This window comes from Thiosocius teredinicola (genome assembly GCF_002009425.1).
Lineage (GTDB): Bacteria > Pseudomonadota > Gammaproteobacteria > Chromatiales > Chromatiaceae > Thiosocius > Thiosocius teredinicola.
In genome coordinates, this window is the sequence record NZ_CP019936.1 from 2,075,644 (window position 1) to 2,100,429 (window position 24,786).

Consider the following 24,786-nt stretch of genomic DNA (forward strand, 5'->3'; position numbering starts at 1 on the left):
GAAGAACCATGAAAGTGCTGAGAACTTTGATCGCGACACTGACGTTGTCGGCTGCGCTGCTGGGATGCAGCCAACAGGAATCACTCACCGTCCTGGCGGGTTCGGAGTTGAAAGACATCGAGCCAAGACTGGACGAGATTGCGAGTGCAACCGGTGTCCGGCTGGAGATGCACTACATCGGTACGCTCGATGGTGCCGACGCCATTGTCAACGGTAATCAGCATTACGACTTCGCCTGGTTTTCACACGCGAAGTATCTCAGCTTGCTCCAAGGTCCGGAAAAGCGAATCGTAGCCGAAGAAAAGATTGGACTTTCGCCGGTGATTCCTGCGGTCAAGGAAAGTCTTGCTCGCAAATGGGGATGGACTGAAGGAGACACGGTAACCTGGGCAGATATCGCCGAGAAGGCGAAAAGCGGCGAGTTTCGTTTCGCAATGACCGACCCGACGGCGTCTAACTCCGGCTTTTCCACGGTCATGGGTGTACAGGCGGCTTTTTCGGGCTCCAGCGACGTGATCACGGCGGACAATGTTGACGTTGCCAAGCTCAAAGACTTTTTCAGTGGCCAGGCGTTGACCTCAGGAAGCTCGGGGTGGCTCGCAGAGGCCTATGTGCGCGAGCAGGAGCACATCGACGGGCTATTTAACTACGAATCGATCCTGATGGACCTGAATACGTCCGGCAAGCTGCGCGAGGAGCTGGTGCTGATTTACCCACAGGAAGGTGTGGTAACGGCGGATTATCCGTTCATTTTGCTGAACAAGGATCAGCGCGAGGCGTACAACAAGATTGTTGCCTACCTGAAGACGCCCGATTTTCAACAGTGGATGATGGAAAATACCAATCGCCGCCCGGTGCTACCGCAGATCAAAGCCACCGCGAAGTTTCCGAAGGGTTTCCAACTGGAGTTGCCGTTTCCGAGCGGCCTGAACACAGTCAACGAGATTCTTTTCGCATTCCTGGATCAGCACCGCAAACCCAATCATTCGATTTTTGTGCTCGATGTCAGCGGTTCAATGGCAGGCGACAGGTTGGAGCAGCTGAAGAGAGCCTTGTACAACCTAACCGGAGATGACAAGAGTCTTACCGGCCGGTTTGCCCGTTTTAGAAATCGCGAACGTATCACCTTGATCGCGTTCAATTCGGGTATCTCCATGGACTCGACCTACGAGATGACGGCTGACGGTGCGAATATTTCTGATGTGCGTCATGCGATTAACGATCTGCAAGCGGGTGGGAACACCGCTATCTATGACGCGATGTCTCAGGCTTACGAGCTGGCGATGACCAGCAAGCAACAAGATCCACAACGTTTTTATTCGATCGTTCTGATGACGGACGGAAACAACACGGCGGGTACCGATTACCAACAGTTCGCTAGTATCTATTACAACCATGCGAATGCTGCCGAGGGCATCAGAACGTTTCCGATCTTGTTCGGCGACTCCAATGATGCGGAGATGATGGATCTCGCGACGATGACCGGTGGGCGGGTCTTTGACAGTCGCAAGCAGTCATTGGCCCAGGCGTTCAAGAAGATTCGCGGTTATCAATAGTGGCGGGTAAGCGCAGATTCTTACTTTTCGTCTATGGGACACCCAACATCGTCGGCAGCGCGCTTGCGCTCGCAGGACTCATCTTGTTCTTCTTCGGCGTTATCAAAAGCTACTGGCCTTTCATCGTCGCGGGGCTGTATGCCATCGGGTACATGGGTGTGCCGCGCAACCCCAACCTGCATTTGTCGATGAACCACGCCCTGGATGGCCGCGCACTCTCCGAAGCGTTGGACGGTTTGTTGAAATCGGTCAAAAAACACGTATCGGATGCGGTGCTGGAGCGCTTGTCGTCGGTCAGTGAGACGATCAAGCAGATACTTCCGCATCTCGAAAAGATCGAAAGCAATAGCCAGTACCTACATTCGGTGAAGAAAACCGTCACCGACTACCTGCCAAGTATGCTGGAGACTTACCTGCAATTGCCTCCGGCGTTTGCGCGACTGCATCGTATGAAAAGCGGTACGACGCCGCGAGAGATGCTGATCGAGCAGTTGGATCTGTTGCAACGAGAAATGGACAAGATTCTGCAGAATATCCTGGAGAACGACACCGACGCATTAATCGCGCACGGCAAGTTCATCAAGGAGAAGTTTGCCGGCGATTATGATTGGATCAGCTAGTTCCTGGGCGACCGGCCGGAAGAGGGTAGAGCGAAGGTTGCCTGTGTTACAGCCGATCTAGCCGGCTATGGTGCCCGGTGTCGCTCTGATTGAATCGTTCGGCCAATGCCGACCTTGCATCGGCGTTTCCCGCAACGATGTCGGCCAGTTCAGCAGGCGTCAGCAGCTTGGCACACAGGATGTCGACCGGGCCAAACGGCATGTCGTCGATGCGCGCCGGCCGGCCTTCGACCGGCAGATTGATCAGGCAGCCGGCGGTGCCGTTTGCGCTGAGCCATTCGGGCGGCAACGCGCCCGACAGGGGGAGCTCAAGCGACAGCACGCGGTACTTGGCAATGTGTTGGGACAGCCCGCCAAGATGGGCGATGTTCTGTGCCAGCAATTCGATGAAGGCGAAGGCCCAACTCGATCGAACATCGTCGAACGAGGCGCCTGCCAGCTCCGGGGCCTCGATATAGACTTCGCAGCCGAACCCTTGTTTACCTGCAATGTCGGTACCGACGAAAGGATCCGAAAGTCCATCCGAGGCGATGATCAGGCTGTCTTTGGGCCGGACGATGCGGTAGGCCTGCCGGGTATTCGGCCAGGCCGGCGCCCCTTGAAACTGAGGATTGACCAGGTAGGTCAACAGGTCTCTATCGCTCGGGCCGATGGCGTCCCAGTAGGCCTGAAGGCGTTGATAGCCGGCTGCGTTGCGCGGATCGTCGTCGGCAATCGTCTCGGCGGTCTGTGTCGTCGATGGCCGATTATCAGGTGAAGCCGCAGTCGGCGTCGCGGCATGGGCCTGCGATCCGAACAGGCGGGCGAAGAACGCTTTCAAATCCATCTCAATGCTGCTCCGATTTTGGTGCGCCGACGGTGATCGGGCAGTGCATCACTTGTTGCCCATGAAGCGCTTACCGTTGACGGCGATGTGGGTTCTGTCATCGTTCAGAAAGGCGAAACCCGCCTGCACATCGGAACCATCGTCGTAGACCAGGTGCATGGCATAGCCATCGATGCGGTATCGACCGCGAACAGTGGGTGACGATGAAGACGTTGCGCCGCTCACGCCGGCACCGGAGACAGAACCGAAGCCAGTCGCATCATGCGTGAAGCGTCCATCCGGTGAGAAGCACCAGGCGCTGGCCCGGCCGACCGTTGCGCTGCCCACGCCCAAGCCATTGCTTGAGACCAATCGCCCAAAGCAGCCATTGAGTTTCTGATTTTTGCTGCCGGGTACGGCTATCCAGTCGCCGCGGGTTTTGTCGAACTCTTTGTCGTTATGATCCTTGAGTTCGAGCTTGCCGCCACGTTTGCGCCATTGGCCCCAATCCTTCGGGTTCTTACGTTTGGATACGCTTGCGCCTTCTCTGAAAACGGTCGCAATGTCATCCGTGTAGGTATGGTCGTCGAACAGCGCGATGGTCATGCTGGTCGGGCCGAACATACCGCCGGCCTGCATGCCGTAGTAAATGACGCCGCGAAATCCGGCAAAGCCATCCGGCAGTCGCGGAGCCGAGATGGGCGCGGTGCTGATCTTGCCTGTGGCCTGTTGGTTTGCCGCTGTGGTTGTCCGGGGCGATTGGGATCCGGTGCTGCAGTAGTAGGTCAGCGCTTTGACAAGGTCGTTCACGGCTGGTCGGTGCACAAACACCGACTTCTCGCCGATCGAATCGATTGTGCGCATCGTGTTATTGCGACCAGGGCAGACCGAGAGCAACGATAATGCCGTCTTGCCATCTTTGCCCCGCACTTGGCGTAGTACCTGATAGCTTCCCTTGGGCAGGCTTTCGTCGATCTTCAACTTGCTCTTGTAGAAGCGATAACCTTTTGGTGACTTCTTGGCATTGTTGGCCAGCCAGGATTTCAAAGATCCTTTGCGTGGCATCCAGGGTGATACCTGCAGCTGCATTTTGTTGCCGTTGAACGTTTTGGTTGCTGTCGGGCTGGCGCTGTCGCCGGATTCTACCCATCCCGCCGGCGCACCGCTTGCGGCTTGGATAGTGCAGCCCAACAACATCAGGCCGCCGGCGGCAATGTGTTTAATCGCCTCAGTTCCATTGTGCTTAGTCAAAATAGCTCCCTCCAATCAAGATGCCGTCGTCACTCTTTTCGTGGTCGACCATGGCGAAACTGGTCGTCACTTCGCGCCCGTTGTCGTAGATGAATTGAACAACGTAACCGTCGATCCGGTACCAGCCGGTCTTGTCACTGCTGCTATGCCCGGCCGAACTCGCTGAGCCGCTACCGCCGCTGCTGATCGCGACCGAGGTGTCGTTCGAGAAGCGACCGTTCTTCGCGAAACACCATGCATTGACCGCGAAGGAGGCCGTGTAAGCGCCACCGAAGGATGGCAGGGTGTAACCCTTCGACGAGGAATAGCAGCCGTCCATGCGGTGGTCGTCTCTTCCCGGCTCGGCCCGCAGCGAGACGAAATAGTCGCGATAACCCTTTTTCCCAGCCCATTTGACCTTGAGGTCGTTGCCATCTATGTCCCATGTGCCCCAGTCTTTGGGATTGGATCTGCGTGATGCTTTGACAGACTGTCCGAATACACCGTCGAAGTCCTTGCTGGCCGAATCGTCGTCGAAGGTCATCAAAGCAGTTTGTCGCGCTTCATAGCCGTTGACGCCCGGTACGAAGTAGCCGACGTACCAGATGTCTTCCAAGTCATCCGGTGGTGTCCCTTCTTTGAAATCGGGGCGCTTCGATGCGCGTTCAATCTGTTGGGCCTGATTCGTGTGAACGGGCGGATTGCTCCCACAGGCAACCGACACAACTTTGCCCATTGCGCCGCCGCCGTATTTGCCGGCGAAGTACTCAACCGGGCCATACAGGTCAACGTAGCGGATGTGACCGGACTTTTCGCACGCGAAAAGCAACGATGCGCGTTTCTTTCCGGCAATCGGTCTGAGCTGTCGGTTGACGGTATAGGTGTCCTTCACCGTACCTTTGCCGACCTTGGGCGTTTTGCCGATCACGGGGCTGCGCCCTGACGGATCGGTCTTGCGTTGACTCAACCAATCTTTGGCGCTGGTACCGTCCAGGTAGATCCAGGGGTAAACCGCGAGATTCATCTCTCCGTCGGCAAACTGACGAGTGAACAACTGGCTGTCGCCCGATGTCTTGCCGGTCCATCCGGCCGGCGTTGCGATCTCGCCTGGCGTTGCCTCGGCACCGGCAGCACCAACCATCATGCTCAGCACCAGTAATGACTTCATTGAACGTCTATGATGAGCGGCCATCATCGCCTTCCATGATTTCTTGTTGTGTAGTCGCTGAAACCTATATGCATCTTGCCGGATGCCAATCGATCCCGATCGGCGGAAGATGCTTGAAGGTTCAGTTGTAGCCGACGATGCTGCCGTCCGGCTTTACGCTGATGTCGTAGGGCGAGCGTCCGACCACCTGCTCGAAGGCCTGGCCGGCGAATTCGCGCATCTTCGAGGCCTCGGCATTGAGACCTTTTTGTTCGTACGCCTGAACCATCGCGAGAATGGAGATGGGTACTGTCAAAAACATATCGTAGGTGCGATCGAGTTGATCGGCAGTGGTCGCTTCGTTCTTGTTCTGATGGGCGGCCTTGACCGTGGATACCAGTTTGCGTGCGGCAGCGAGCGACGCCTGCTCTTCCAGTTCGACACCGTTCGCCAGTTCCCAGGTCATCAGAAAGAACAGCGCGAAGCCGACGCCATAGTCGCGTTTCTCAAAACCCATGCCGGGCAGCGCGTCTTCGACCGCGACAACGCCATCGACAAACGCCTTCTCGAATGTGGACGCCACGTTTGGATCATTGACGGCGTCACCCAGTGGCTTGGAGATGGCACGCGCCATGTTGCCGCGAACTCCGGTATCGGGAACGGGGATGCCGCTGGAGATCAATCCACCTGTCTGTGTGGGTTCGATATCGATCTTGCCTGACGATACATCACCGAAGACCGAGCCCAGGCCTTCGAGATCCGGCAATTCCTGCCCGGCGAAGTTGGCAAGTGCCGGAATACTGGAGGCGATGAAGAGAGAGGTTGCGGCGATGATCTTGAAACGCATGATGACTCCTTGTCATATGACTGCAAATTTTCTTGTTGTTGTCGCCACGAACTCAAGAGAGCGAACTCGTTCATTCGGACGGCTTTCATCGGACGGGTAGGTCCCTCGCATTCGGCGATGCTGGATGTTGTCGGTCGAATAGGAGTTTAAAGGCTGAAACTGAACACAGGATGAACGCTACGGGTTCAGTGTGACCCGGTGCACATTGATGCGAAAAACGAAAGACGTATCGATCGGAAACGTTGTCGGCCCACCGAAAGTGGTAAGCAACGAACGGGAACGCGGTCGATGTTCGCCACACAGCGATCGATCAGGTCGTCCATGACCGTGCTTTCAACCTCGAGCGAGGTTCAGCGTGGCTCGTCTTTCGGCGATTCTTCGACAGGCGCCGGTATCAGCTTCTGCAATCTTCGACGGAATTCTTCGGTCACCTGCAAGGCCGCGGTGCTGTTCGACACGGCGCGTGGCGTGATCAGCACGATCAGCTCGGTGCGATCCTGGTTGTCGGCCTTGGTGCCGAACAGGGCGCCGAGTATCGGGATCTTATGCGCGACCGGTATGCCGGATTCGGAGCGGTTGCGGTTGTCCTGAATCAGGCCGCCGAGCACGATGGTATCGCCGCTGTTGATCGCGACGGTGCTGGCGATCTTGCGTTGCTGGATACGCGGGGTGAGCGGGTCGGCGTTGTTGGTGTTGGGCACCTGGCTGGCCTCTTGCTCGACCTCCATGATCACCAGGCCGCCGGAGTTGATGCGCGGTTTCACCTTCAACAGGATGCCGGTGTTGCGGTACTCGATGCTGTTGATGATGTTCGAGTCGGCGACGGTGGCCTGCTGTTGCTGGGTCGAGATCGGCACCTCGTCACCCACCTGGATCGACGCCTCCTGGTTGTTCAACACGAGCAGCGAGGGTGAGGAGATCACGCTCAGGTTGCTCTCGGTCGCGAGCAAGTTGAGGATCGCACGCGGGTCGCCGATGCTGTCGCGCACCACGTAGGTGAAGCCGAGCTGGCTGTCGTTCAATCCCAGCGTACCGAGATCGAGCGTGCCTTCGCCGGTCTTCGAGCCGATGCCGTTCTTGAAAAACCACTCGACACCGTAGGCTAGGTTGTCGGTCAGCGTGACTTCGGCGATCGTCACTTCGATCAGCACCTGCATCGGAGCGACATCGAGTTGCTTCAGCGCCGTCAGAATCTGTCGGTACTCACTGCCGCGCGCCAGAATCAGCAGCGCATTGTTCGCTTCGTCGGCGATGATCTGCACGCGCTGGTTCTGGTTGAAGCGAATGCCGCTGCCCGAAGGCGATCCGGGGGGCGGTGTTGCAGCGGGCGGCTGATTGACCGGCAGCGCGGTCGGGTCGACAACATCCGGCGATGTATTAGTAACGGGGCTTGCACCGACGGTCGGGATATCCGAGCCGACCGTGGTGGGCGTCGAGCCGGGCGCGAGTGAGACAGGCTCGCGTTGTTCGTCGGCACCTTCGAACAGGCCCGACAACACCTCGGCCATGTCGGTGGCCTTGCCGTTCTGTACCCGGTAGATGAACAGCCGCGGACTGGCGTCGCCGGTGTTGCGATCGAGTCGATTCACCCACTCGCGCACACGCGCCAGGTATTCAGCCCGCGGCGTCACCACCATCAGGCCGTTGAGCCGTTCGACGACGATGAAGCGCACCAGACCGGCCATCAGCCCCTGCTTGGGATCGGCGAGCAGCGCGTCGAGGTCGGCGGCCAGTGTCTTGGCATCGACGAAATCCGGGGTGAACAACGCGACCGACATGCCCGACATGCGGTCGACGTCGAACACGTTGACCGTTTCGAGCAGGCGCTCCATGTCGGCGGCCGTACCGGCGAGGATCAGCATGTTGCGCGCTGTGTCGACGCGCAGCAGTTGATTGTTGCCGGTCACGAAGGGGTTGAGTATCTGCGCCATCTCTTCGGCCGCGACGTAGCGCAACGGTACGACGCGCACGCTGTAGCCGGTCGGCAGGGCAAGGCCGGAGTCACCCAGTTGTGGTGAGCGGACCTCGGCGAAGGCGTTGGCCAGCGGCACGACGCGGAATGCGCCGTCGACCTGGATCAGCGCCGCATTGTTCATGCGCAGCAGCATCTCCAGTGTCGGGATCAGGTCGTCGCGATGCAGCGCGCGTGTGGTCTGCATCGACACCGTGCCCTGGATTGTCGGGTCGACCGTGTAGTTCACCTCGAGCATGTCGCCGAGGATGACCTTGATCACCTCCAGTAGGTTGGCGTTCTGGAAATTGAGTTTGACGTCGCCGTCTTGCTGCGGGCGTGCATCGGCAACCTTCGGCGCAGGTTTGATGAGCACGTCGCTACCGGGCTTGTAGAACGCCGGGTCGGGCGGCAGTGGATCGGTTGGCTGCTGTGTTTGTTTGGTGTCGACCGGCGGCACGTTATCGGATGTCTTGATCGCCGTCGATGAGCCGCCCAGCGTGTCGGCCCACGCCGGCGAACGGTTCGAGAAGCGGTCATACGCGCAGCCGTTGAGTGCCATGCTCAGGCCGGTGGCGAGTACGAGATAGAACAGCCTGCTCGTGGCAAGGTGTCGAGTCGATCTGATGTTGTGCTGGGTCATGGTTGAATAAACGCCATGTACAATTTTCAAGGTGTTCGGGAAACCGCCGGATTGCGCACCAGAGGCTTTTGCTGGGTATCGCGCGACGGCATGCGTCGACGCGTCGGGCGGTTCGCGCCGGCGATCGGCGTCGGGCGCGCGGCGTCGAAGTTATAGACGAGCAGCGTCTTACGTTGACCGCCGGCGATCAGGGTCAGTCGGTCATTGGCAATGGACTCGATCTGCCAGCCGGCGATCCGGTCGCCACTGCGCAGCACCGTGGTGTTGCCGGCGATATCTTCGATCAAAGCGATGTATTGATCGCCATCCTGGATTACGGCGGTCAGTCGCTTGCCTTCGATCTCGCCGGTTGTCTCTGCGTCGGCATCGCTTTCGATAACCTCGGCGACCTCGGTGCCGGCCTCGTTGATCGGACGTCGCCCGGCCACGAACAGCGGACGGTCGACGATCTCGTCGAACGCCGAGATATTGATCACGTTGTCGGGCTGCACGGCGATCGGCGCGATGGGCTGCGTGTCGACGTCGTCGGGCTCGGCCGGCAGCGGCGAGGTATGCCGCAGTTCGACGGCGCCCCACGTCAGGGCGATGGCGTATCCGGCCACCAGCAAGAGCAACTTGCGATCAGCCATTGCGCGCTCCGCTGCCGCGTGCGTCGTCGGGTTCGCGCAGACCGTACAAGGTCAGTTGTACATCGAGCAGATCCTGGATCGCGTTGCGCCGCCGGTTGGTGCGCACGTTGATGCGCATATCGTCGACGAACAAATAGGGTTTGCTCGTTTCGAGCGTATGCAGCAGATTGCGCAGCCCCGGTGTATCCGATTGCAGGCGCGCCTCGACCGACACCCGTTCAAGCGGGCCCAGCGCACGCGGGTTCTGTACACGCAGGCTCAATACGCGCACGCCTTTGGCGGCGGCTGCATCCTGCAACAGCCGTTGCAGATTGGCGGCGGCCAATGCCTGGTTGTTGCCGTTGATCAGATAGGGTTTGAGCGGCTGTGCCTGCTGCAGGCGCTCATCAGCGGCCTCGAGATCGGCCTGCTGACCGATCAGCCGGCGATAACGGGTAATGTCATCCTGCATGCCCTCGATGTCTTCGCTGCCGGTGCTGTATACATCGACCAGCGGCACCAGCACATAGTTGGCGAACAGAATCAGCGGGATCAGCAGGATCGCCAGCGCCGTCAACCGTCCGCGAATGCCTTCGGGAAACATCAGCTACCGCCTCCGTCTGCGCGATGTTCAATCTCTGCGCTGATGTTGAAGCGATTGCCTTCTTCGTTGCGGTTCTGGGTGATGGCGGCATCGAAGCGCACGTTTTCCAGGATCGGCGTGGCTTCGAGTACCTCGATCAACTCGGCCGGTGACGGCGAGATGCCGGAGAGCGAGATCTCTCGTTCATTCAGTTCGAAGCGTTGCAACCAGGTGCCGTCATCGAGGCGCTTCGACAAGGTGTTGAGCAGTTCCAGCGATGATGCGGCCGTCTGGCGATGGTTCTGCAGCCATTCCGCATTTGTGCGGGTGCGCTCGATCTTCTCGCGTAGGGCGCCGACCTGGGCTGCACGCGCGCGCTCTTGCGCCAGCGCGTCTTCGAGTTCCTGTTGTGCCGACTGCCGGTTGTGCAGGTGCAGGGCGAGCACCGCACCGAACAACACGATCAGGCCGATGCCGGCGATCGGCAGCCAGCGTTGGCTTGCCGACGGCAATTCCGCCACGCGCCACGACAGGGTCAATGTCTCGTCGGCGTTCGGCGCGCCGTTGAGGCTGGCGGGGTTGGTCGGTAACGGCAAATCCAGCGAACGCAGGGCGCCGGCGATGCGCCGATGCGGCACGGCCACCAGCCACACGCCGAGTGTGTCGGCGGTTGAACGCGCCTTGTCTTCACCGCAGGCGTAGATCACCTGGTCGGCGCTGAACGGCGTCTGCTGCGGCAGTTGATAACCGACTGCCTTTGCGAGATTGGCACGCGCGGCAAGCGGCAGGGTGAAACGGCGCAGCAGGTAGTTGCCCGGCGGCAGGGCGAGGTTGACCCTTTGTGGGCCTTTGGGCAGTGACTTGCGTGCTGTGCTGTCGAGTGATGAGCCGTCCGACGGCAGCGCGATTTGATCGCTTGAATCCGGCGCGGCTGCTGCGCTCAATCGATCGCCTTCGGTGGCGGTCAGCCATAGCGTCGCACGTTGTCCCTCGAACAACTGGCGAACACGGGCGGGCACCATCTCGCCCAGTTGCGTCGTCCACCATTGATAGAACTCGGCAAACGTCATCCGCCGTTCGCCTCGCTATCCAAGGGGATGGGCAATGTTTCACGTAACAACAGGTTATAGCCGCGTGCCCGGTTGAGCTGGATCACGGCGTGTTCGCGTCGTCGCAGGCCGTCGCTCAATCGCACATCGATGTCGAGCGACAGCAGCATGTGCCCGGGCCGGGTATCCAAGTAGCGCCTCCCATTGCGCAGGGCAGTGAAGTCCAGCGTGCCGCCTTCGGCGAGCGTGCGGTCACGCTCGGCGATGAAGGCCTCTGCATCGTCCCGATCTATGCCGGGTACAGCATTCAATGTTACCAAGTCTGCGCTGGTCGCGTTAATCCGCGGCTGGCGTGAATACACGGTGAGATATTGGCGCACCCGGCTGACCATGGCGCTGTTGAAGCCCATGACCTGACTCAGCTCGTTGACCGAGTGAAACGGCATGTTCGGTGGCGTGTAGGCAAAACCAGCGCCGCTGTAGGCGCGCTTTTCAGAGCCGCCGGCGAGCGCCTCGTCGTCGCGATCGCGCCAGTCGACGACGGCGTCGGCCAGTTCATTGGCGTCGTTGTTCGGCAGTACTTGCTCGAACAGACCCACCAGCAGCTCACGCGGGGCACGATTGATATCGATGCGGCCGCTTTCGGATTGTGCGCGTACCACGATCGACGCGCCGGGCCACGCGAGCTGATGAGGCTCGAGGTTGCTTTGCCAGCGCGTTTCGGCATCGGCGCTACCGAACGCCAGAACGGCTGTGTGCAGGGCGGCCGTGGCCGCTGCTTCGGCATGGGCGATCGCTGCCGTATCGCCGGCAACGCGCGTCTCATGGCGCACTGCCAATGAGAAACCGCTGGCCAGGCTGGCGAGCATGATCACGGCCCAGATCACCAGGATCAGCGCGAAACCGTTCTGCCGTTGCGTGCACGGGCGGCTCATTGCAGGCCACCTTCATCCGGCTGGATTTCGTCGTCGAGCGGCACGGTGCCGGTGAGTGGTCGTGCAACCAGCAGGGGCCACGGTTCGCCATCTTTCGGCGTGACCTTGATCTGGATCAGGTTCGGCAAGATCACCTGACTTGGCCAGTCGGATTGCCACGACGGGGCGACGCCGATGTCGGTGGCGCCGAAATAACGCACATCGAATCCATCGAGTTCGTCGACCAGCACGGCCTGCTGCGCCGTTTCGGCCGTGGCGCTCGCCGTGGCCTTGTCGAAGTGCTGGCGCGTCAGTACGAGTTGCTCTCCTTTGGGAGAAGCGTTGATACCGAGTTCGATCTGCATCAGGCCACCGATGCCTACATAGGCCGGCATGTCGGCGACGAACTGAACACGATCAGGATTGCCGATAAACAGCGTTTTGTCGTCGCTGTTGTCGCGGCTGGGGATGGGCAGTGCGCGGGTGAGGGCATCGTGCGTGAACTGCCAACCGATACGCATCACCTCGTTGTCGCCGGTCTGATCGATCAGCGCTGTGGTACTGCGCTGGCCGATGCGTACTGCGCCATACACCAGCGAGATCAACAGTGCGCCGATGCTCAAGGCGATCAGGATTTCAACGAGGGTGAAACCGTGTTGCCGACGCATCATGACGGCCCCTGCTGACTGAGCAACAGGCTCTGCAAGGCAAAGGTGCGCTCGTCGTCATGCTCGCCCCAATAGACGGTCAAGGTCAGCGCGAGTGGTTGCAGCCAGGGGTTTTCGCCGACGCTCTCATCCACCGGCGCGGGCGTCAGTTCGGCCTGCCAGCGATAACCGTCGCCGAAGTTTCCGGAAAGTGTGCCGGGTTCGAGATGGCCATAGGCCTGCAGCTCGGTGAGTTTGCTGCGTGCGAGAAAGATCGCATGGGTATGTTCGGTGGATATGCGCGCGGTGCGCAGGCCGCCCTGAAACAGTTGCAGCAGAGAACCACCGACGACCGCGAACATCGTCAGTGCGACCAGTATCTCAAGCAGGGTAAAGCCGTGTGCCGGTTTCATCAGTGAGGCTCGCGCACCCGGATGCGACCGGTCAACCACTCGACATCGACATCCAGAAAACGATCTGCCATCACCAGCGACACCCGACCGCCACTCGAACTGCCGTCGGGAAAGAAATCGATGCTGCCGGTCGATTCGTTGGTAAGCAGCGACTCATCAGTCGTCAATTGCGCCTGCATGCCATCCGGCAAGGCGGCGCTCAGGGTATTGCTGGCGATGCCGTAGCGGCCGCTGTCGGTGTCGACCACAAAACGTTGGCGCGACTGGCGGGCGAGGGCGAGTCGGCGGGTTTCACGCAGCGTGGTGGCTACGTCGCGCGCCTCGGCCTGCAAGGCGCGAATCGGCGAGGTCATCAACATCGGCGACAGCACCGCTGCCATCACCGCGACCAGCGCGATAACGATAATCACCTCGACCAGGGTGAATCCCCGCGCTGGTGATCGAAGTGCGACCGTCATACCGGGCCGGGCTCATTCCGCGCTGTTGATGTCGGCCGCGTCGTCTTCGCCGCCGGGTTGACCGTCGGCACCGTACGACACGATATCGAACGGGCCGTTCTGTCCCGGGCGCTGGATCACCAGCTCGTTGCCCCACGGGTCCTTCAGCGTCGACAGTTTGCGCACATAGGGGCCGTTCCAGCGCTCGTTGCCCTCGGGGCGCTTGACCAGGTCCGACAAGGCCTCCGGGTAGCTGCCCGTTTCCAGACGGTACAACTCGACTGCGTTGAAGATCTTTTCGATCTGTACGCCGGCGGTCTTGCGGTTGGCATCCGACGCCTTGCTGAGCAGGTTCGGGGCGACCACGGCGGCCAGCACTGCCACCAGGGCGATCACCACGATCAGTTCGATCAGGGTAAAACCGCGGTTGCGACGTTGGATGTGCATGGTTTGAAGCTCCGGATAGTCCGTTAAAACGCCAAATTGTTCGATTCGAGGATCATCAGCACCACCGACAAAATGATCACCGTGACCAGCAGGGCGATCATGATGATGATGACCGGCTCGGCCAGCGTGAGCAGGCGCTTCATCGAGTTTTGCACATCACGCTCGTAGATGTCCGCAACCTGGGTCAGCATCATTTCAAGTTTGCCGGAACTCTCACCGAGCCGGATCAACTGGGTGGCGAGCGGCGGCAACACCTCGGTTTCGGCCAGTGGGGCCGACAGGCCTGCGCCTTCACGTACGCGTTCTGCCACCACGTCGAGCCCCTGCGCCATCACCGAGTTGCCGACGATCTCTTTGGCGATGCCCAGTGCCGGCATCAGGTGCACGCCGTTATCCAGCAGGGTTGCCAGCGTGCGCGCGAAACGCGCCGCGTTGAGTTTGCGCACGAGCGGGCCGACCAATATGGCGTTGATCAGCCAGCGATCCCAGCGCAGCCGGCCGGTTGGCGTGCGCCAATCGCGGATCGCCCACCAGATGCTGCCGCCGATCACGGCGATGATCAGCCACCAATAGTTGGTGACGATCTCGCCCGCACCGGCAACGATCCGCGTGAGCAGCGGCAGTTCGCGGCCGGCATCGGCGAACATCTGGGTGAACTGCGGCACCACGAAGGCCAGCAGCACGGCGACGGCAATCAGGGCCATCACCAACAGAATAACGGGGTAGATCAACGCCGAGATCAGCGAATTGCGCAATTCGCGACGGCTGGCGCGAAACTCGGCAAGCCGCTCCAGCGCCAGATCGAGCGCGCCGCTCGATTCGCCTGCACGCACCATATTGCAGTAGAAGGCATCGAAGCCCGGGTGCGTCTGTTCAAGCGCGTTCGACAGGCTCTGGCCGTCGCGCACCAGCGTATTGACCGACTCGGCCAGCTCGGCCATCGCCGGGCTGTCGGCCAGGCCGGTCAGCGTTTCGAGGGCCTGCGCCAGCGGCAGACCGGCACGCAGCAGGGTGGCGAGTTCGAGCGTGAAGAAGTCGATCGTCGCGGCGTTCGCCTTGCTGCTCCTGCGAACCTGGCGGGTAACGCCGCTTGCCGCCTGACCGACCGCCGAGTCGATCTGAATCGGCACATGCCCTTGCGCCTGCAAAACCTGCGCGGCGCGCTGCTCGTCGGCAGCCTCGAGCTGACCGTCGATCACGGTACCGTCGTTGCGCGCGGCTTTGTAACGGAACAAGGGCATTGAAACTACTCGATGGCGACCAGAGACTGCACCACGCGCTCGACTTCTTCGACGCTGGTCAGGCCTGCGGCAGCCTTGCGCAGGCCATCGGAACGCATATCGAGCATGCCCTCGGCAAGGGCGATACGGCGTAGGGCATCGGCATCTTCTTTGGCGATGATGGCGCGGCGTAGCGGCTCGGTCATCACCAGCAGTTCGAGTATCGTGGTGCGGCCCCGGTAACCGGTATGGTCACAGGCTTCACATCCGGTCGCACGATACAGGGTGGGTGTTTCAGTTTTGAGTAAGAGGGTCAGACCGAGTTCTTCGACCATGATGTCGGTCGGTTGGTAGGCCTCGCGGCAATCCGGGCACAGCCGTCGCACCAGGCGCTGCGCCAGTATGCCATCGACGGTCGAGGTGATCAGGTAGTCGTCGACCTGCATGTCCTGCAGGCGGGTGATGCTGCTCGCGGCATCGTTGGTGTGCAGGGTCGAAAACACCTTGTGGCCGGTTAGTGCCGCCTGCACCGCGATGCGCGCGGTTTCCACATCGCGCATCTCGCCGATCATGATGATGTCCGGGTCCTGCCGCAGGATCGCGCGCAGCGCATTGGCAAAGGTCAGATCGATGTTGGGCTTGATCGGTATCTGGTTGATACCTTCGATCTGATATTCGACCGGGTCTTCGACGGTCAGGATCTTGCGATCCGGTGTGTTCAGGGTCGATAGCGCGGCATACAGGGTGGTCGTCTTACCGCTACCGGTCGGGCCGGTCACCAGCATGATGCCGTGCGGCCGTGCCAGCAGCTGTTCGAAGCGCTTGAGGGTTTGGTCGCCGAAACCCAGCGAGGGCAGGTCGAGCGTGACATCGCCACGGTCGAGCAGACGCATCACCACGCTCTCACCATACAACGTGGGTACGGTCGAGATACGCAGGTCGATCTCGCGGCCCTCGACGCGCAACTTGATACGGCCATCCTGCGGCAGACGACGTTCGGCGATGTTCAGATGGGCCATAACCTTGATGCGCGACACAATCGCCGCCGGTGTGACACCTTTCGGAAAGTCGATAGTTCTTAATACGCCATCGACGCGGTAACGGATCACCACGTCGCGCTCGAACGGTTCGATATGGATGTCGGACGCCCGCAGCTCCAAGGCCCGGCCGATCAGCTGGTTCACGCGGCGGATCACCGGCGCCTCGCTGGCCATATCGCGCAGGTGGGCGATCTCGTCGACCTCGTTGGTCGTGCTCAATGACTCGGCCGCGGTTTCATCGGCCTCTTCGGCATAGTGCCGGTTCAACGCCGCCTGGATATCGCTGATCAGCCCGATGCGCACCGCCACATCGCGGCCGAACGCAAGCTTCACCGCATCGATCACAAAGCCGTCACCCGGATCGGCCAGCGCAACCTCGACCTCTTCGTGCGACACGCGCAGCGGCACCAGGTGGTGCTTGCGCAGAAACTCCGGCGAGATCTGACCATCGACCTCGGCCGGTTCCTCGTAGTCCTTCTTCTCGGCCAGCGGGCTGCCCAGCGACTCGGCCAAGGCTGCCGCCAGATCGCGTTCGCTGACGAAGCCCAACTGCACGAGCAGGGGGCCGAGCAGCCCGCCTTTCTCGGCCTGCAGGTTGCGCACGCGCTCGAGTTGATCGGCAGCGAGTTTGCCGGAACTGATGAGGATGTCGCCCAGGGTGGCGGTCATGGTGGTGCCTGAATCGAGTTGCTAACCGATAGGAAGGGAATGATAGCGCGGTTCAGGAATGGGTATCGTGAAGGATTGGTTGACGTTGACGCGACGTCACGCGGTCGGTGAACTGCTAGCAGCAGCAGATGGCATCTGCAAGTGAATGACGTCGTGATGTCGTCTGTCGTCGAATTCGGCGATCCCGGGGTCACCAACTTGGAGTTTCGGAAGTCCTAACGGGTAGGGCCTGCGAACGAACGCGAAAGGAACAAAATTCTCTAGATTATCGTTTGTTGTCTATCCACGATTGAATGAGTTTCACATTTGTCATTATCCTAAAAAACAAATAGGCGCATCGGTCGCTGGTGCGCACATAATCAAAACGTTTCTAGGGAAAGACTGTGCCGAAACCAAGGGCCGTATTTGCAGCGAGCGTTTTCGCTGTCGTCACCGGGTTGATCGTGTGGGCATCCGTATCGCGCGAGCCCCTACAGGAAAAATCGCTTTTCGACGCAGCCGAGTCAAAAACTGATTCCGGCGAAACATCGATAACACGGCCAAGCGACGAATCTGCGCCAGCTGGTGAATCGCCCTACAAGTCAACTGCATCGTCGTCGCTGGATCGTACCGTGCGTTCGCTCAAAGACGATGTCGGCGCCATCGGACATTCGCCTACGAGTGAAACGGCCAACGCCGTGAAGTCCGCCGACGATGCAATCGCGCGAGCGGATGCAGCGTTGTCAGCGGCCGGCGTGTCGCCGCCGAAAAACGCTGACAAAAACAACGCAAGCTCGGAAAAACTGACCGCCTTACAAGCAAGGCTGGATCGACTTCGCGACTGACTTGCTTCTACTGAATAACAGCCAATAACAATCCCAGACACAGGGAAAGTGCCATGAAATTCTCCTCGATCGTGAAATCAGGCGCTTCGGCGCTGCTCGTTGCTGCCTTCTGCCTGCCGCTGCAAACCAACGCAGCCGCACCGACTGAACTACAGAGCTACGTTGTTGGCAGTCTTGCGGGGCGATTTAGTGTCGAACAGGGTGCTGCGAACTACTCGGTACCGATTGCGGTGCCGCCGGGCGTTGCAGGGGTTCAGCCGGAGTTGGCGTTTAGTTACAGCAGTAGCGGCGGCAACGGTACACTTGGTGTTGGTTGGTCGCTGAGTGGGCTGTCAGCTATCACGCGGTGCGGCCGGACCTTGGTACAAGACGGTCAATTGGGAACCGTCGAATGGAAACGATCTGATCGGTATTGCCTGGATGGCCAGCGTTTGGTGCTCGTGAGTGGTACTTACGGCGAGGATGGCTCGGAGTATCGAACTGAAACTGATGGATTTACGCGAATCCGTGCACACGGTCAGGCTGGAGAGGGGCCGGCCTCGTTCAGCGTCCAAACCAAAGCGGGTTTGACGGTTGAATACGGCAATACGGCTGATTCGAGCGCCAAAGCGCAAGGCCGTAGCGAAGTCCAGGCTTGGTCGCAGAACAAGATCACCGATGCAGTCGGAAACAGCATGGCGATGATCTATGTCGAGGACCCGCAAACTGGACAGCAGATGATCGACCGCATTGAGTATGCGGCCAATATTGTTCAATTCATCTATGAGCCCGCCAGTCGCGTTCAGATGTATCACCTAAGTGGTACAGCGAAGGGGCTTTCGAATCGACTAAGCAAGGTCGAGGTGCGCGCTGAAGGCAGCCTGATCAGCGACTACCGATTGGCCTATGAAGAGGTTGGCGCTTCGATATTGCAGTTGTTGACTTCGATTACTCAGTGTCTTGCGGACGGACCTTGTTTGTCGCCTACGATCTTCCTTTGGGACGGGGAAAATTCCAACACTATCGTGAATCGTCAGATCTGGCACTCAGACACCGCACCTAACTTTAACGGTGATTGGCACCAAGCATTTGTGGACATGACGGGCGACGGATTGCCGGACTTTGTCCAGCACTATCAGGGTAGTTCGGGTAGCCGAGTCTGGGTTTACGAGAACACGGCTGCCGGTTTCAAGGATCGTGTCATTTGGGACCACGATACGGCTCCGAATTTCAACAGTGATTGGCATCAGCAGTTTGTGGATATGACTGGCGATGGGTTGCCGGACTATGTTCGTCACTACCAAGGCAGCTCGGGTAGCCGGGTGTGGGTTGGCATCAACACTGGCAGCGGTTTTGAAACCCGGAAGATCTGGCACTCAGACACGGCGCCGAACTTCAATAGCGATTGGCACCAAGCATTTGTGGACATGACGGGCGACGGATTGCCGGACTTTGTCCAGCACTATCAGGGTAGTTCGGGTAGCCGAGTCTGGGTTTACGAGAACACGGCTGCCGGTTTCAAGGATCGTGTCATTTGGGACCACGATACGGCTCCGAATTTCAACAGTGATTGGCATCAGCAGTTTGTGGATATGACTGGCGATGGGTTGCCGGACTATGTTCGTCACTACCAAGGCAGCTCGGGTAGCCGGGTGTGGGTTGGCATCAACACTGGCAGCGGTTTTGAAACCCGGAAGATCTGGCACTCAGACACGGCGCCGAACTTCAATAGCGATTGGCACCAAGCATTTGCGGACATGACGGGCGACGGATTGCCGGACTTTGTCCAGCACTATCAGGGTAGTTCGGGTAGCCGAGTCTGGGTTTACGAGAACACGGCTGCCGGTTTCAAGGATCGTGTCATTTGGGATCACGATACAACTCCTAAGTTTAATGGTGATTGGCACCAGCAGTTCGTAGATATGACGGGTGACGGGTTGCCGGACCATGTCCGCCACTATCAAGGTAGCTCGGGCGAAAGGGTATGGGTCGGCGTTAACACCGGTAGCGGCTTTGAAACCCGGGCGATTTGGCGCTCGGATACAGTGCCGAACTTCAATAGCGACTGGCACCAAGCATTTGTTGACATGACCGGCGACGGATTGTCGGATTTTGTCCAGCACTATCAGGGTAAATCGGGTGGCCGAGTTTGGGTGCATTCAAACATCGGCGGAGTATCGAGGCACATAACGGAGTTCAAGGACAGCTTGGGCGCAAAGATTGCTGTGCGATATGACGCTCTTACTACCAAGGGTTTCTATGTGAAAGGTGAAGGAGGAGTTCACCCAACGCCCAACTTGCAGATGCCAATGTGGGTCGTCTCGGACGTCGAGAAAAGCAATGGTTTAGGAGGAACGACGAGTACCGGCTATCGTTACGGCGGCCTGCGAGCCCACGTACAAGGCCGCGGCCTGCTTGGCTTCGCCTGGGACGAAGCCACTGACGAATCAACCGGTGTAACCACACGCACCGAATACCACCAAGACTATCCGTTTACCGGCATGCCTAAAGCGGTCACCACCTATGCCGCGGATGGTACGGTTCTTTCGTCAACCACAACGACCTACGAAGATCTCTACGCGGTCCACCCCGAAACTCGCCCTGATGGCTCGGTGTGGGACTACGAAACCCACTTCCCGTATCTGGTAGAAAAGGTCGAGAAATCCTACGAACTCGACGGCACACTGGTATCAACGGCGATCACGCGCCAATCCAACTACGATGCCTACGGCAACGTCGGCACGGTCGAGGTCATCACCGAAGCCGGTGGCGAGACCTTCTCCAAAGTCACGACCAGTAACTACGACAACATCGTCACCGCTGACAAATGGCATCTTGGCCGTTTGCGCGATGCAACTGTTGTCCATACTCACTCGAACGGCAGCACCGAAACGCGCAAGTCCGCGTTCACCTACTATGCGGAAACAGGTCTGCTCAAGGATGAAATCATTGAGCCGGACCAACCGGCCTACCGCCAAGTCACCACCTATGAGTACGACGCCTTCGGCAACAAAGTACGCGTCGCCGTGTCGGCCGACGGGCTGCCCACGCGCATCAGTACGTCGGGCTATGATCCAAGCGGGCGTTTTGCCACCAGCGTGCAGAATGCGCTCGGCCATGCCGAAGCACGCACGTTTGATCATGCAACCGGTAAGGCGCTGAGCCTGACCGGCCCGAACAATCTGACCACACGATGGGAATACGACGGATTGGCGCGTGTCGAACGCGAACTGCGTGCCGACGGCACCGAAACCCTCACCACGCGCACCTGGGTCGATGCGAGCGATGCCCATGCACCGGTCGCCGCCTACTACAAGGTCACCGAAGAGATTAGCGGCAGCGCGCCGGCCTCGGTCTACTACGACCAGCTAGGCAGAGTCATCCGTAAACTCAGCACCGGTTTTGACGGCAAAGCCATCTATCAAGATACCGAATATGACGAACAAGGGCGTGAGTACCGCTCATCGCTGCCGTATTTCGTCGATGATCCCGCCTACTGGGTGATCAATCACTATGACGAAGTCAATCGCGTCGTCAAAAAGAGCTTCGATACCGGCAAAGGCACGGTCGTCACGCAGATCGACTACCAGGGTCTGACGACGGTCGAAACCAATACCCTCGGTCAGGTCAAACGCACCACGAAGAATGCCCTGGGCAAAGTCGTCCTGGTCGAGGAAGAAGAGGGCGGTAAGGTCACCTATGAATACGATGCCATCGGTAACCTGCTGAAGACCCATCAGCACGATGACGCCAGCGCCAAGGTGGTCACTACCGAGCTGTGGTACGACGTGCGTGGCCAGAAAACGGCTATGCAAGACCCGGACATGGGCTACTGGACCTACCAGCACAACGCCTTCGGCGAACTGGTCAGCCAGACCGACGCCAAGAACCGGTCTGTTTCCATGACCTACGACAACCTGGGCCGTATGATCCGACGCGTCGAACCGGAAGGCGAAACGGTCTGGACGTACGACACAGCGCAAAAAGGTATCGGCAAGCTGTACAAGGTCGAGCAGTTCGACACCACGGGCACTCTGCTGTACAGCACCGAACACAGCTACGACAACTTCGGGCGAGAGATCGTCTCGGTCAATGCCTTCGACGGCAAGGTGTTCAACACCGCGGTGGAATACGACGCCTTCGGCCGTGTCGCCAAGAGCTGGCGCCCGAACGGCTTCGAGACCGAAAACCTCTACAACCAGTACGGCTACCTGTTGGCCAAGCGCAGTCCGAGCAACCACGTCAATGACTACGATGCCCAGCATCTGGCCGGCCTCTACGATGACGCCGTCACCAGTGCGCAGTCGGCACTGGATGCTGCTGCAGACCTGCTCGATCGACAGGCCTACTTCCTGACCAAGGCGGCAGAATACGAGGCCTTGGGCGACACTGCAGTCAACCTCCCGCAGGACCTGCTCGATCATCTACAGGAGGCAGCCGAGCTCTCACATTACGCGGCACAAGCCTTGTCTGCGGATATCGACAATGCCCTGACGCTGGCCGAGCAACTGATCGTCGTCGCCGGTGGTCTGCGCGATCGCATGGAGCAGGCCGAGCTGTGGGTTGATGCGTCGCAGTCGGAAACGCTCGATGCGATGCTGGCCGACCCGGCCTACGTCACGTGGTGGCGAGCTACCAGCCGTGATGCCGCTGGTCGTCTCACCGGCCACCGCACCGGCAACGGCCTGGTCACGATCCAGGACTACGACCGTGCAACCGGTCAGCTCAACACCATCCAGACCGGTTTCGGTCACGGCGACCTGATCCGCCACCTCGATTACGAGTACGACGCGCTCGACAATGTGCAGGCACGCCGCGACCGCATTCAGGATGCGCACGAAACCTTCGACTACGACGGACTCAACCGCCTCGTAACGTCGACGGTCGACGGCACGGCCGATGGCATTGCGTATCACGCCGAAACCACCTATGTGTACGACGCCCTCGGCAATATGCTGAACAAGTCCGATGTCGGAACTTACCTGTACGGCAACGCTGCCAAGAGTGTCGGCAATGCCGGTCCGCATGCACTTAGCCATGCGGCTAACGACGAGTACATCTACGACGACAACGGCTCGATCACCGAAGGCGGTGGCCGTACCATCACCTGGACGAGCTTCAATAAGCCGACCAGCTTCCAGAAAGACGGCACCGTGGTGCAGTTCCACTATGGTCCGGATCGCGCGCGCTACAAGAAAACCGTGGGCGGCATGGTCGGCTTCGACGAAACCACTTTGTACCTCGGCAAGAGCTACGAACGGGTCGAGAAGTCGAATGGCGAGGTCACCCACAAGTACTTCATCTACGCCGACGACGGTCTGGCCGCGATCCATATCGAGCACGAAGACGGCAACGGCGTCATCGACGAATCGCGCGATGAAACCCGGTACCTGCACCGCGATGCGCTGGGCAGTATCGACACGATCACCGATGGGCAGGGCGTCATCGTCGAGCGCACCGGGTATTCACCGTTCGGTGAGCGACGCGCCGGCGACTGGCGCACGATCGGGGGCCTGAACCTTGCGCTGTACACCAATCGGGGCTTCACCGGGCACGAGCATATAGACGAAGTCGGCCTGATCCATATGAACGGGCGGGTTTACGACCCGCAGCTTGGGCGGTTCCTGAGTGCCGATCCGCATGTGCAGGCGCCGTATAGCTCGCAGAGTTATAACCGGTATGCCTACGCGATGAACAATCCGTTGAAGTATACGGATCCGAGTGGGTATTTCTTTAAGAAGCTGTTTAAGAGCATCAAGAAAGCGTTCAAGTCCATTGGGAAGTTTCTGAAGAAATATGGTCGGGTGATCGTTGCGATTGCAGCAGCAGCGTTCATAGGGCCGGCTGCTGCTGGGGCGCTTGGCTTCACTTCAGGAACGCTGGCGTTCAGTATCGCAGCTGGAGCCGTTGGAGGGTTCGTAAGTGGAGCAATACTAGGTGGAAGCCTGAAGGCAGGATTAAAAGGAGCTTTGTTTGGTGGAATAAGCGCTGGTCTTGCTTTCGATATCGGGCACGGTTCAATCGGAAATTGGCTGGAGGGTGCCTTTGACGGCGCTGTCGCAGTTGCAAGGGACATAGCCCATGGTATTGCGCAAGGGATTGTCAGCGAACTTTCTGGAGGAGACTTTAAGTCTGGATTCCTAGGTGGTGCGCTGGGGCACTATGCTGGTCGCAGAGCCCAACACTATTTTGGCAACATGGAGGGAGCTACGGGCGTGGCGGCACGGACAACCGTAGCAGCCGTAGCAGGTGGGACTGCGTCTACCCTCGGTGGAGGGAAATTCGGGAACGGTGCCATAAGTGCAGCGTTCTCCCATCTGTTCAACAATGAGGGACAATCGATTTGCAAGGGTAGCTGCCATGGGTACGATGGAACGCCCGGGCGCAGCATGACGAAGAACGAGCAGCTTGTTTTGACCGTGTCTTCGATGGTGGTGCCAGGAAGCGGTTTTTTCAGCGCGGTGCGAAGTTTGTTTAATGGTCTGCGTTCGATAACTCTTTATCGCGCGGTGGGGCCTGCTGAACTCTTAGATATTCAGGCAACAGGCCAGTTAATAAATCGCGGATCCGCGGAAGGCAAGTATTTCACTAGTTCGGCTGCATACGCTTCCGATTACGCGAGACAGGCAGTAAATTCTTTTGGTGACCCGGCCTATACGATAGTGTCCACAAGAGTTCGGATATCTTCGCTGCCGACTCCCGTGAGTGTAGACGGGGGAATTCCAGCTTACGTGCTGTCGAACGATTCGCTACAAAGTTTACGGCCAGAGATCCTCAACTATATGGCATTACCGCACTAATGATGAAAGCTGATGTTGTTATTACTGTACGTTTTTTGACCCAAGAGGAAGGTGGAAGAAATACGCCAATCGTGAGTGATAGCTACGGTTGCCCACTAATGCTCGGCGATGAAGGTTTTGACTGTAGATTTGTCCTCGACGGCAAGACGTGTTTTGAGCTTGGGAAGGAGTATGCGATTCCGATCAAGTTCTTGAATCGCGATAAAGCCTTCGAATCGCTTAAGGCAAATTCGGAAATATCCCTATGGGAAGGCAAGACCATTGCAACTGGCCGAATAGTTGATGTTTGCGACAGGGGATTTGATAGTTGAATAATGGAGTCCGATTCCTTTTGCGAGTACTCGATATCATGGGGTG

Annotated in this window: 20 protein-coding genes; 5 read left to right on the top strand and 15 right to left on the bottom strand. The window is 59.0% G+C overall.

Annotated features, from left to right (window positions below):
* Positions 1 to 8 precede the first annotated feature (8 nt).
* Both B1781_RS09980 and B1781_RS09985 read left to right on the top strand, forming a co-directional pair.
* Positions 9 to 1,556, top strand: coding sequence for a vWA domain-containing protein (locus B1781_RS09980; protein WP_078119533.1), 1,548 nt, complete (start codon positions 9 to 11; stop codon positions 1,554 to 1,556).
* On the top strand, positions 1,556 to 2,176 hold the full coding sequence (locus tag B1781_RS09985; RefSeq protein ID WP_078119534.1) for a hypothetical protein: 621 nt from the start codon (positions 1,556 to 1,558) through the stop codon (positions 2,174 to 2,176). Before B1781_RS09980 ends, B1781_RS09985 begins: the two co-directional genes overlap by 1 nt.
* A 46-nt stretch (positions 2,177 to 2,222) precedes the next feature.
* On the opposite strand, the gene B1781_RS09990 is transcribed toward B1781_RS09985, so the two are convergent.
* The 15 genes from B1781_RS09990 to gspE all read right to left on the bottom strand — a co-directional run bounded on the left by B1781_RS09990 (position 2,223) and on the right by gspE (position 16,826).
* Positions 2,223 to 3,002: a hypothetical protein gene (locus tag B1781_RS09990; protein ID WP_078119535.1), complete on the bottom strand. Its 780-nt coding sequence runs from the start codon at positions 3,000 to 3,002 to the stop codon at positions 2,223 to 2,225.
* A gap of 48 nt (positions 3,003 to 3,050) precedes the next feature.
* Positions 3,051 to 4,232 (bottom strand): hypothetical protein, encoded by a 1,182-nt coding sequence (locus tag B1781_RS09995; protein ID WP_125932005.1) that lies wholly within the window; start codon positions 4,230 to 4,232, stop codon positions 3,051 to 3,053.
* On the bottom strand, positions 4,225 to 5,379 hold the full coding sequence (locus B1781_RS10000) for a hypothetical protein (protein WP_078119537.1): 1,155 nt from the start codon (positions 5,377 to 5,379) through the stop codon (positions 4,225 to 4,227). The genes B1781_RS09995 and B1781_RS10000 overlap by 8 nt, the downstream gene beginning before the upstream one ends.
* Positions 5,380 to 5,500: 121 nt before the next feature.
* On the bottom strand, positions 5,501 to 6,205 hold the full coding sequence (locus tag B1781_RS10005) for a hypothetical protein (RefSeq protein WP_078119538.1): 705 nt from the start codon (positions 6,203 to 6,205) through the stop codon (positions 5,501 to 5,503).
* 350 nt (positions 6,206 to 6,555) lie between these two features.
* Positions 6,556 to 8,799, bottom strand: a complete 2,244-nt coding sequence (gspD, locus tag B1781_RS10010) for a type II secretion system secretin GspD (protein ID WP_078119539.1) — start codon at positions 8,797 to 8,799, stop codon at positions 6,556 to 6,558.
* Positions 8,800 to 8,825: 26 nt separating this feature from the next.
* The gene (locus B1781_RS10015; RefSeq protein WP_078119540.1) at positions 8,826 to 9,428 is read right to left on the bottom strand and encodes a hypothetical protein; all 603 of its coding nucleotides are present in this window, start codon (positions 9,426 to 9,428) and stop codon (positions 8,826 to 8,828) included.
* Entirely contained in the window at positions 9,421 to 10,011 is a 591-nt protein-coding gene (gspM, locus tag B1781_RS10020; RefSeq protein WP_078119541.1) for a type II secretion system protein GspM, read from the bottom strand. The genes B1781_RS10015 and gspM overlap by 8 nt, the downstream gene beginning before the upstream one ends.
* A complete protein-coding gene (locus B1781_RS10025; RefSeq protein WP_078119542.1) occupies positions 10,011 to 11,060 on the bottom strand; it encodes a PilN domain-containing protein in 1,050 nt (349 codons plus the stop codon). Before B1781_RS10025 ends, gspM begins: the two co-directional genes overlap by 1 nt.
* A complete protein-coding gene (locus B1781_RS10030) occupies positions 11,057 to 11,974 on the bottom strand; it encodes a type II secretion system minor pseudopilin (RefSeq protein WP_078119543.1) in 918 nt (305 codons plus the stop codon). Before B1781_RS10030 ends, B1781_RS10025 begins: the two co-directional genes overlap by 4 nt.
* Positions 11,971 to 12,624 carry a prepilin-type N-terminal cleavage/methylation domain-containing protein gene (locus B1781_RS10035; protein ID WP_078119544.1) on the bottom strand — a complete coding sequence of 218 codons (654 nt, stop codon included), beginning with the start codon at positions 12,622 to 12,624 and terminating at the stop codon, positions 11,971 to 11,973. The genes B1781_RS10030 and B1781_RS10035 overlap by 4 nt, the downstream gene beginning before the upstream one ends.
* A complete protein-coding gene (locus B1781_RS10040; protein ID WP_078119545.1) occupies positions 12,621 to 13,013 on the bottom strand; it encodes a type IV pilus modification PilV family protein in 393 nt (130 codons plus the stop codon). The genes B1781_RS10035 and B1781_RS10040 overlap by 4 nt, the downstream gene beginning before the upstream one ends.
* Entirely contained in the window at positions 13,013 to 13,471 is a 459-nt protein-coding gene (locus tag B1781_RS10045; RefSeq protein WP_078119546.1) for a GspH/FimT family pseudopilin, read from the bottom strand. Before B1781_RS10045 ends, B1781_RS10040 begins: the two co-directional genes overlap by 1 nt.
* A gap of 12 nt (positions 13,472 to 13,483) precedes the next feature.
* Positions 13,484 to 13,897: a type II secretion system major pseudopilin GspG gene (gene gspG / locus B1781_RS10050; protein WP_078119547.1), complete on the bottom strand. Its 414-nt coding sequence runs from the start codon at positions 13,895 to 13,897 to the stop codon at positions 13,484 to 13,486.
* Between the two features lie 23 nt (positions 13,898 to 13,920).
* Positions 13,921 to 15,138: a type II secretion system F family protein gene (locus B1781_RS10055; protein ID WP_078119548.1), complete on the bottom strand. Its 1,218-nt coding sequence runs from the start codon at positions 15,136 to 15,138 to the stop codon at positions 13,921 to 13,923.
* A 5-nt stretch (positions 15,139 to 15,143) separates the two neighbouring features.
* Positions 15,144 to 16,826 (bottom strand): type II secretion system ATPase GspE, encoded by a 1,683-nt coding sequence (gene gspE / locus B1781_RS10060; protein WP_078119549.1) that lies wholly within the window; start codon positions 16,824 to 16,826, stop codon positions 15,144 to 15,146.
* Between the two features lie 443 nt (positions 16,827 to 17,269).
* Here gspE and B1781_RS10065 point away from each other — a divergent pair, with 443 nt between their 5' ends.
* The 3 genes from B1781_RS10065 to B1781_RS10075 are packed head-to-tail and all read left to right on the top strand — an operon-like array spanning position 17,270 to position 24,740.
* Positions 17,270 to 17,650: a hypothetical protein gene (locus B1781_RS10065; protein ID WP_125932007.1), complete on the top strand. Its 381-nt coding sequence runs from the start codon at positions 17,270 to 17,272 to the stop codon at positions 17,648 to 17,650.
* Between the two features lie 53 nt (positions 17,651 to 17,703).
* Positions 17,704 to 24,429, top strand: coding sequence for an RHS repeat-associated core domain-containing protein (locus tag B1781_RS10070; RefSeq protein ID WP_078119551.1), 6,726 nt, complete (start codon positions 17,704 to 17,706; stop codon positions 24,427 to 24,429).
* Complete coding sequence (locus B1781_RS10075; protein ID WP_125932008.1) at positions 24,429 to 24,740, top strand: hypothetical protein; 312 nt, start codon at positions 24,429 to 24,431, stop codon at positions 24,738 to 24,740. Before B1781_RS10070 ends, B1781_RS10075 begins: the two co-directional genes overlap by 1 nt.
* The last annotated feature ends 46 nt before the right edge of the window (positions 24,741 to 24,786 follow it).